The sequence below is a fragment of the Janthinobacterium sp. BHSEK genome, assembly GCF_056174685.1.
On sequence record NZ_JBWBYV010000113.1, the window covers coordinates 19005 to 28373 of the forward strand.

The window sequence follows — 9369 nt, forward strand, 5'->3', positions numbered from 1 at the left end:
CCGCCCAGCCAGTCCACAGCCAGGAGGAAGCGCGAGATGACAGAGTGTAATCACATCAATGCCGGCAGGCGCGGTTTGCTGATCGCCGGCGCGCTGTCGGCCACGGCAGTGGCCGTGCCCGGCGTGACGGGGGCAGCCGAAGCGGCCCATAGCGCGGCCCTGTCGGGACAGGCGCCGCCCGTCCTGATGAAAGTCAGCCTCGACGTCAACGGCCGGCGCCACAGTTTGGAACTCGACACGCGCACCACCTTGCTCGACGCCTTGCGCGAACATTTGCACCTGACGGGGACCAAGAAGGGCTGCGACCATGGCCAGTGCGGCGCCTGCACCGTCCTGCTCGACGGCCAGCGCATCAATGCCTGTCTGACCCTGGCCGTGATGCATGACGGCGCGAAAGTCACCACCATCGAGGGGCTGGGCACGCCCGAGAAACTGCATCCGATGCAGGCCGCCTTCATCGCGCATGACGGTTATCAATGCGGCTACTGCACGCCGGGGCAGATCTGTTCGGCCGTCGCCGCGCTGGCAGAAATCCGCCAGGGCATCCCCAGCCACGTCAGCGCGGACTTGAACGCGGCCCCCTCGGTGACGCCGGAAGAATTGCGCGAGCGCATGAGCGGCAATCTCTGCCGTTGCGGCGCCTATTCCAACATCATCGAAGCCATCACCGAGGTGGCGGGGGGGCCGGCATGAGAGTGTTCAGCTATCAGAAGGCCGCCACGCCGGCCGAAGCGGCGGCCGCCGCCTTGACTACGCCCGGCGCCCGTTTCATCGCGGGCGGCACGAATCTGCTCGATCTGATGAAGCTGGAGATCGAAACGCCCGCGCATTTGATCGACGTCAATGGCCTCGCGCTGGACAAGGTGGAGACGACGAAGGATGGCGGCTTGCGCATCGGCGCCCTCGTGCGCAACACGGCGCTGGCCGCGCACGCGACGGTCCGGCGCGACTACGCCGTGCTGTCGCGCGCTCTGCTGGCCGGCGCCTCGGCGCAATTGCGCAACAAGGCGACGACGGCCGGCAACCTGCTGCAGCGCACGCGCTGCCCGTATTTCTATGACACGAACCAGGCCTGCAACAAGCGCGTGCCGGGCAGCGGCTGCTCGGCCATAGCCGGTTTCAGCCGGCCGCTGGCGATTCTGGGCGGCAGCGAGGCGTGCATCGCCACGCACCCGAGCGACATGGCCGTCGCCATGCGCGTGCTCGATGCCGGCATCGACACCGTGCGGGCCGACGGCAGCACGCGCAGCATCCCCATCGCCGACTTTTACCGCTTGCCGGGCAGTACGCCGCAGCTGGAAACGGTGCTGCAGCCGGGCGAATTGATCACCAGCGTCACCTTGCCCCGGCCCGTGGGCGGCACGCACGTCTACCGCAAGGTGCGCGACCGCGCCTCGTATGCGTTCGCGCTGGTGTCTGTCGCGGCGATCATCTTGCCCGATGGCACCGGCAGGTTGGCCTTGGGCGGTGTCGCGCCGCAGCCGTGGAGAGTACTTGCCGCCGAGCAGGCCATGCCGCATGGCGCGGCCGCCGTCAGCGAACGCCTGCTGGCCGGCGCCAGGCCGACGGCCGATAACGGCTTCAAGCTGATCCTGGCGCAGCGCACCGTGGCGTCCGTCCTGGCGCAAGCACCGGTGAAGAAAGGCTAGAGCCATGAAATTCACGACACCTGCGACCACCAATCCCATCGACCAGCTGAAAGTCGTGGGCCGCCCCACGGACCGCATCGACGGCCCCCTGAAAACCACGGGCACGGCGCCGTACGCGTATGAACAGAACAAGGCCGCGCCGCACGCGGCCTATGGCCACGTCGTCGGCGCGGCGATTGCCAAGGGGCGCATCGTGTCCATCGACACGGGCGCCGCGCGCCGCGCGCCCGGCGTGCTGGCCGTGGTGACGGCGGAGTCGGCGGGCAAGCTGGGCAAAGGCAAGATGAACACGGCGAAGCTGCTGGGCGGGCCGGACATCGAGCATTACCACCAGGCCATCGCGCTGGTGGTGGCGGAAACGTTCGAGCAAGCGCGTTCGGCCGCGCAGTTGCTGGACGTCAAGTATGTCGCGCAGCCGGGCGCCTTCGACCTGGCCAAGGCCAAGGGCAGCGCCGCCAAGCCGAAGGATGGCAAGCCCGACAGCAAGACGGGCAACTTCGCCGGCGCCTATGCCCATGCTCCCGTGCGGCTGGACGCGACCTACACGACGCCTGACCAGTCGCACGCCATGCTGGAGCCGCACGCCTCGATCGCCGCCTGGGAGGGAGATCAATTGACGGTCTGGACGGCAAACCAGATGGTGGACTGGAGCCGGGGCGACCTGGCCCGCACTTTAGGCATACCGAAAGACAAGGTGCGCATCGTTTCGCCGTATATCGGCGGCGGCTTCGGCGGCAAGCTGTTCGTGCGCGCGGAAGCCTTGCTGGCGGCCTTGGGCGCGCGCGCCGCGCAGCGTCCCGTGAAGGTGGCCCTGACGCGGCCCCTGATGTTCAACAACACGACGCACCGGCCCGCCACCATCCAGCGCCTGCGCCTCGGCGCCACGCGCGACGGCAAGATCACGGCCATCGGCCATGAATCGTGGTCCGGCGACCTGAAGGGAGGCCAGCCGGAAACGGCCGTGATGCAGACGCGGCTGCTGTATGCGGGCGCCAACCGCATGACGGCCATGCGCCTGGCCGTGCTCGATTTGCCGGAAGGCAACGCCATGCGCGCGCCGGGCGAGGCGCCGGGGCTGATGGCACTGGAAATTGCCATGGACGAGCTGGCGGAGAAATTGAAAATGGACCCCATCGTCTTGCGCATCCTGAACGACACCAAGGTAGACCCGGAAAAGCCGGGGCGGCCGTTTTCCCAGCGCCGCCTGATCGATTGCCTGCGCACGGGCGCCGTGGAATTCGGCTGGAAGGAGAGAGCAACGCAGCCGGGCATGCGGCGTGACGGCCGCTGGCTGGTGGGCATGGGCGTGGCGGCCGCCTTTCGCAACAACCTCGTCATGCAGTCCGCCGCCCGCGTGCGCCTGGACGGCAAGGGCATCGTGACCGTGGAAACGGACATGACGGATATCGGCACGGGCAGCTATACCATCATCGCCCAGACGGCGGCGGAAATGCTGGGCGTGACCTTGAACCGGGTCGTCGTGCGCCTGGGCGACTCGGATTTCCCCGTTTCAGCCGGTTCGGGCGGGCAGTGGGGCGGCAACAGTGCCACGGCCGGCGTGTACGCGGCCTGCGTGCGCCTGCGCCAGGCCATCGCCGGCAAGCTGGGCTTCGATGAAAAGGAGGCGCGCTTTTCCGACGGCCAGGTGAGCCAGGGCGAGCGCAGCGTGCCGCTCGCGGCCGCCGCCTTTCATGGCGACGTCGTCGCCGAAGACCGCATGGAATACGGCGACCTCGACAAGAAATTCCAGCAATCGACGTTCGGCGCGCATTTCGTGGAAGTGGGCGTGGACGGCGACACGGGCGAAGTGCGCGTGCGCCGCATGCTGGCCGTGTGCGCGGCCGGCCGCATCCTGAACCCGAAAGCGGCGCGCAGCCAGGTGATCGGCGCCATGACCATGGGCGTGGGCGCGGCCCTGATGGAAGAACTCGTCGTTGACCGGCGGCGCGGCTTCTTCGTCAACCACGACCTGGCCGGCTACGAAGTGCCCGTGCACGCCGACATCCCGCACCAGGACGTCATTTTTCTCGACGAAACGGACCCCATGTCCTCGCCCATGAAGGCCAAGGGCGTGGGCGAGCTGGGCATCTGCGGCGTGGCGGCCGCCATCGCCAACGCCGTCTACAACGCGACGGGGGTGCGGGTGCGCGAGTATCCGCTCACCCTGGACAAGCTGCTGCGGGGGCTGCCCGCCATGAGCTAGCTTCGGCCTGGCGCGGCCGCGCGCGTGACAAAGCGTGTATTTTTGGTAATTTTCAAGTGCTATGCTCGGAACGCATGTTGCGGAGAAAGTTTCCTCGCCGCAAGCCCCTGCCGCCAGGAGAATGCATGAACAGCTCATCAATGCCGCCGCGGATACTGATCGTCGATGACGAGCTGGCGCATGTGCGCGCCCTGTGCGACACCTTGCGCGGCCAGGCGTACGACACGACGGGGCTCGCTTCGGGCGAGGCGGCGCTGGCCCTGCTGGCCGTCGAATCGTTCGACCTGCTGCTGGTCGACCTGATGATGCCGGGCATGAACGGCATCGCCGTGGTGGAAGCGGCGCGGCAGATCGATCCTGACCTGGCCTGCATCGTCATGACGGGCGAAGGCACGATCGCCTCGGCCGTGCAAGCCATGCAGGCGGGCGCGCTCGATTACGTCGTCAAGCCGTTCAAGGTCTCGGGCATCCTGCTGATACTGGCGCGGGCGCTGGAAACGCGCCAGCTGCGCATCGCCAATGCACGCCTGGAACTTCTGCTGCGCCAGCACACGGCCGAACTCGACGCCATGAACCGGGATTTGCGGCTGGCCCGCGAGGTGGCGGAGCGGGCGAACCAGGAAAAGACCAATTTCCTGGCCAGCATGAGCCACGAACTGCGCACGCCGCTCAACGCCATCCTGGGCTTTTCGCAGATGCTGACGTCTGATTCCATCCCCTCGACGGCGCAGGAAAAGAAAACCTTTGCCTCGCACATCTTCGGCGCGGGCCGGCATTTGCTGACTTTGATCAACGATATCCTCGACATCGCCAAAATCGAGTCGGGCAATCTGTCGCTGTCGATGGAGTCCGTGGGCCTGGCCGGCATCTACCATGAATGCTGGCAAATGATGGAACCGCTGGCGCGCAAGCGCGGCATCACCTTGACGTTCGTCGAGGCGGGCAACATGCACGTACTGGCCGACCGCACGCGCCTCAAGCAGGTGCTGATCAATCTGCTGTCGAACGCCGTCAAGTACAACCGGGAACAGGGCGAGATCCACGTCGATTGCCAGCCCGTCGATGCACGGCAGCTGCGCCTGTCCGTGCGCGACACGGGCGGCGGGCTGAGCGCCGCGCAGCTGGAGGTGCTGTTCCAGCCCTTCAACCGCCTGGGACGCGATGCGCGCGACGAGGAGGGCACGGGCCTGGGGCTGGCGGTCAGCAAGCGCCTGGCTGAAGCCATGCAGGCGACCATAGGCGTGGCCAGCACGCCCGGGCGCGGCAGCACCTTCTGGCTCGACATCGCCAGTTGTCCGGCACGCCAGCCGCCGCAAGAGAGCCCGCGCCTGTCCGCCATTGCCCGGCCCGCTGAAACGATGCCCCTGCCGGAGCGCAAGACGCTGCTGTATGTGGAAGACAATCCCCTGAACGTGACGCTGGTGGCGGGCCTGATCCATTATCGCCCCGATCTCGACCTGCTGTCGGCCGGTGACGGGCAGACGGGCCTGGACATGGCGCGCCGCCACCTGCCGCAGCTGATACTGATGGATAGCGACCTGCCCGACATCAGCGGCACGCAAGTCATGCAGCTGCTGCGTGCCGATGCCCGCACCGCGCATATTCCCGTCATCGCCCTGACGGCCGTGGCGGGACCGGGCGACGTGCGCCAGGGACTGGCGGCGGGCTTCTACCGCTATCTGACCAAGCCGATCGACGTGGTGGCGTTTTCCGAGGCCATCAACAGCGCGCTGGAGCCGGCCACGGCGCCGTGCAGCGCATGAGCGGCGCTGCGCCGGCGCGGCGGGCGGTCTGGCTGGCGGCCGCGCTCCTGCTGGTGGCGCTGGCCGGCATCGCCGTGTGGCGGCTCGACGCCCGTCCCGCGCCGCCGCCCGGCCCGGTGGAAAAGCTGCGCCTGGCCGTGAATGCGGAATACGTGGGCAGCTGTCCCGTGCTGGCCGCGCACGCGCAGGGCCATTTTGCGCGCGAAGGCATCGATGCGCTGCTGCAGCCGTACTCGTCGGGCAAGGCGTCGCTGGAAGCCGTGCTGCAGGGCAAGGCCGACCTGGGCACGGTGTCCGACATCCCCGTGGTGCTGGCCAGCCTGCAGAAACAGTCCGTCGTCATCATCGCCAGCATCTTCGAGGCAGAGCGCGACCACGGCATCGTGGGGCGCCTGGACCGCGGCGTGTCCACGCCCGCCAGCCTGAAGGGCAAGCGCATCGGCGTGACCCTGGGCACGTCGGGCCAATTCGCGCTGGACGCCTTTTTGAACCGCCAGAAGCTGTTGCCCGGCGAAGTCACCGTGCGCAACTACGCGCCGCAGCAGCTGGCGGGTGCGCTGGCGCGGGGCGAGGTGGACGCGGCGGCCGGCTGGGAACCGTTCCTGACGGGCATGACGCATGGCCTCGAGGGCAAGGCGGCCATCTTCTACGGCGAGGATGTGTATGCGGGTCTGTTCAACGTGGCCGGCACGGGCGATTACGTGCGCAGCCACCCGGCGACGGTGCGCAAGGTGCTGCGCGCGCTGCTCGCCGGCGCGCGCTTCTGCCGGGACGAGCCCGATGCCGCGCGCGCCTTGTTTGCCAGGGCGTCGGCCAGCGAGGCGGCGCGCCTGCAGGCGGCCTGGCACGGTTACCGCTTCGGCGTCGTGCTCGACCAGGGCTTGCTGCTGGCGCTGGAAGACGAGGCGCGCTGGGCCATCAGGAACCGCCTGGCCGGGAACGGCGAGATGCCGAACTTCCTCGATGCCGTCTACCTGGAAGGCCTGGAAGCCGTGGCGCCATCGGCCGTAACGGTCATCCATTGAGACGGCCACCATGAAAATCGTCACGCGCTTCAAGCTGGCAGAGCTGTTTTGCGTGGCGCTCGTGGCCATCATCGTCGCCGTGCTGTTTTCCACCAGCATGGCGATGCAGCGCGAACTGGCGAAGAACAAGGCGGCGGCCGATATCCTGCAAGCCGTCACGTCGCTGCGCTACCTGTCGATCGAATATGCGCTGCACCATGGCGCGCGCACGCGGGCCCAGTGGCAGCTGCGCAGCGAGTCGCTGTCCACCGGCCTGCTGGCCACGCCCGCCTTCGGCACGGCCGAAGAGCGCGCGTTGCTGCGCGAATTGCGGGGCGACCTGGCCCGCGTGGGCGGCCTGTTCCAGCTGTTTGTCGCGAATCACCGCGAGCTGGGGCAGGACCCGCGGCGGCGCGAGGTGCTGAGTGAGCTGGAGTCGCGCCTGTCCGGCCAGATCATGGGCAAGGTGCAGGGCATGATCGCCGATGCGATGCGGCTGTCCGCATTGAGCCGGCAGGGTGTGCTGGATGCGCAGCGGCGGGCCAACGTGGCCGTCATGCTGTTTAGCGGCCTGATCATCGCGCTGGTGGCCGGCTTGATCTATTTCACCATGACCAGCGTCACGGGACCGCTGGAAAAGCTGCGTCAGGGCACCCTCATCGTCGGCGCCGGCAAGCTCGATTTTGCGCTCGGCGTGCATACCAGGAATGAAATCGGCGACCTGGCGCGCGCCTTCGACGGCATGACGGACAAGCTGCGCCGCACCACCGTCTCGCGCGACGCGCTGGCGCACGCGAATGCCGCCCTGGAAACGCAGATCGCCGAGCGCCAGCTGGCCGAGCGCAAGGTGCAGGAACAGCTCGAACGTCTGAACCTGTTGCAGCAGATCACGCGCTCGATCGGCGAACGGCAGGATTTGCGCAGCATCTTCCAGGTGGTGGTGCGCAGCCTGGAAGAGCAGCTGCCCATCGATTTCAGCTGCATCTGCCTGTACCGGCCGTCCGAACACGCGCTGCAGGTGACGTGCGTGGGCGTGCGCAGCGAGGCGCTGGCGCTGTCGTTCATGATGGGCGAGCAGGCGCACATCCCTATCGACGAGAATGGCCTGTCGAGCTGCGTGCGCGGCAAGCTCGTGTATGAAGCGGACATCGGCGAGGTGGCGTTTCCGTTTCCGCAGCGCCTGGCGCAAGGGGGCCTGCGCGCCCTCGTCATGGCGCCCCTGCTGGCCGAAAGCACGGTCTTCGGCATCCTCATCGTGGCGCGCCGCGCCGCGCACAGCTTTACCAGCGGCGAATGCGAATTCCTCAGCCAGCTGAGCGAACATGTGGCGCTGGCCGCCAACCAGGCGCAGCTCTACGGCGCGCTGCAGCGCGCGTACGACGATTTACGCCAGACGCAGCAGTCTGTGATGCAGCAGGAGCGCCTGCGCGCGCTGGGGCAGATGGCCAGCGGCATCGCGCACGATATCAATAATGCCATTTCTCCCGTTGCCCTGTACACGGAATCGCTGCTGGAGACGGAAACCAATCTCAGTGCGCAGGGCCGGCATTGCCTGGAAGTCATCGAGCGCGCCATCGACGACGTGGCCGCCACTGTGGCGCGCATGCGCGAATTCTACCGCCAGCGCGAACCGCAAGTGGCCCTGGCACCCATCGACGCCAACCTGGTGGTGCGGCAGGTGCTGGACCTGACGCGCGCGCGCTGGAGCGACATGCCGCAGCAGCGCGGCATCGTCATCGCCCTGCGCACGGAGCTGGCGGACGGCTTGCCCATGCTGCCGGGCAGTGCGGGCGAAATCCGCGAAGCGCTGACGAACCTGGTCTTCAACGCCGTCGACGCCATGCCGGAAGGCGGCACCCTGAGCGTGCGCACCAGCGGCACCGGCGCGGCGGGCGAGGCGGCGCGGCAGGTGCGGATAGAAGTAGCCGACACGGGCATCGGCATGGACGAGAATACGCGCCGCCGCTGCCTGGAGCCGTTTTTCACCACCAAGGGCGAGCGGGGCACGGGCCTGGGCCTGGCCATGGTGTACGGCATGATGGAGCGCCACGGGGCCAGCATCGACATCGTCACGGCGCCGGGGCAGGGCACGGCGGTACGCCTGGATTTTCCCGCCTGCGCGGCGCACGAGGAAAATGAAGCGCCCGACACGGCCTACCTTGTGCCGCCGCGCCTGCGCATCCTCGTGGTGGACGACGACCCGATGGTGCTCAAGTCCCTGCGCGACATCCTGGAAATCGATGGCCACGAGGTGGTGTCGGCCGACGGCGGCCAGGCCGGCATCGACTGCTTCCAGGCCGCATACGAGCGGCGCGAACATTTCGCCGTGGTCATCACGGACCTGGGCATGCCCCACGTGGACGGGCGCAAGGTGGCCAGCGCGGTGCGCCAGCGTTCGCCGGCCACGCCCATCATCATGCTCACGGGCTGGGGCCAGCGCCTGGCGGCCGACAGCGATTATCCGGAAGACGTCAATTGCGTGCTGGGCAAGCCGCCCCGGCTGAAGGAATTGCGGCGCGCCCTGAACAAGGTCATTTCGACGGGGTAGCGCCGCCGAGTCGTTCAACCCCGATCATCCTTGTTTAATCCGTATCAAGCTTCACTGCGATGTCCGCACAGCCGCGTGACGACTCACTAGACTTGCATGGATGGACCCGTCATTCCAGCCTTTGCCAAAGGCGTGATGAGAATGTCTGTTGTCTGTCCAAGCGCGTCAAACGACTTGTCGTTAAATTAGGGCGATACTGTGA

General features: G+C 67.5%; 6 protein-coding genes. All 6 read left to right on the forward strand.

Going from position 1 to position 9369, the window contains the following annotated elements; all coding sequences use genetic code 11:
- Positions 1-36: 36 nt before the first annotated feature.
- Positions 37-693 carry an aldehyde dehydrogenase iron-sulfur subunit PaoA gene (gene paoA / locus AC0V2Y_RS26805; protein ID WP_475416942.1) on the forward strand — a complete coding sequence of 219 codons (657 nt, stop codon included), beginning with the start codon at positions 37-39 and terminating at the stop codon, positions 691-693.
- Positions 690-1649 carry an FAD binding domain-containing protein gene (locus AC0V2Y_RS26810; RefSeq protein WP_475416941.1) on the forward strand — a complete coding sequence of 320 codons (960 nt, stop codon included), beginning with the start codon at positions 690-692 and terminating at the stop codon, positions 1647-1649. The genes paoA and AC0V2Y_RS26810 overlap by 4 nt, the downstream gene beginning before the upstream one ends.
- A gap of 4 nt (positions 1650-1653) precedes the next feature.
- A complete protein-coding gene (gene paoC, locus AC0V2Y_RS26815; protein WP_475416940.1) occupies positions 1654-3852 on the forward strand; it encodes an aldehyde oxidoreductase molybdenum-binding subunit PaoC in 2199 nt (732 codons plus the stop codon).
- 125 nt (positions 3853-3977) lie between these two features.
- Positions 3978-5615 (forward strand): response regulator, encoded by a 1638-nt coding sequence (locus AC0V2Y_RS26820; protein ID WP_475416939.1) that lies wholly within the window; start codon positions 3978-3980, stop codon positions 5613-5615.
- The gene (locus AC0V2Y_RS26825; protein WP_475416938.1) at positions 5612-6640 is read left to right on the forward strand and encodes an ABC transporter substrate-binding protein; all 1029 of its coding nucleotides are present in this window, start codon (positions 5612-5614) and stop codon (positions 6638-6640) included. The genes AC0V2Y_RS26820 and AC0V2Y_RS26825 overlap by 4 nt, the downstream gene beginning before the upstream one ends.
- Before the next feature lie 10 nt (positions 6641-6650).
- Positions 6651-9167 (forward strand): ATP-binding protein, encoded by a 2517-nt coding sequence (locus AC0V2Y_RS26830; protein ID WP_475416937.1) that lies wholly within the window; start codon positions 6651-6653, stop codon positions 9165-9167.
- Positions 9168-9369 lie beyond the last annotated feature (202 nt).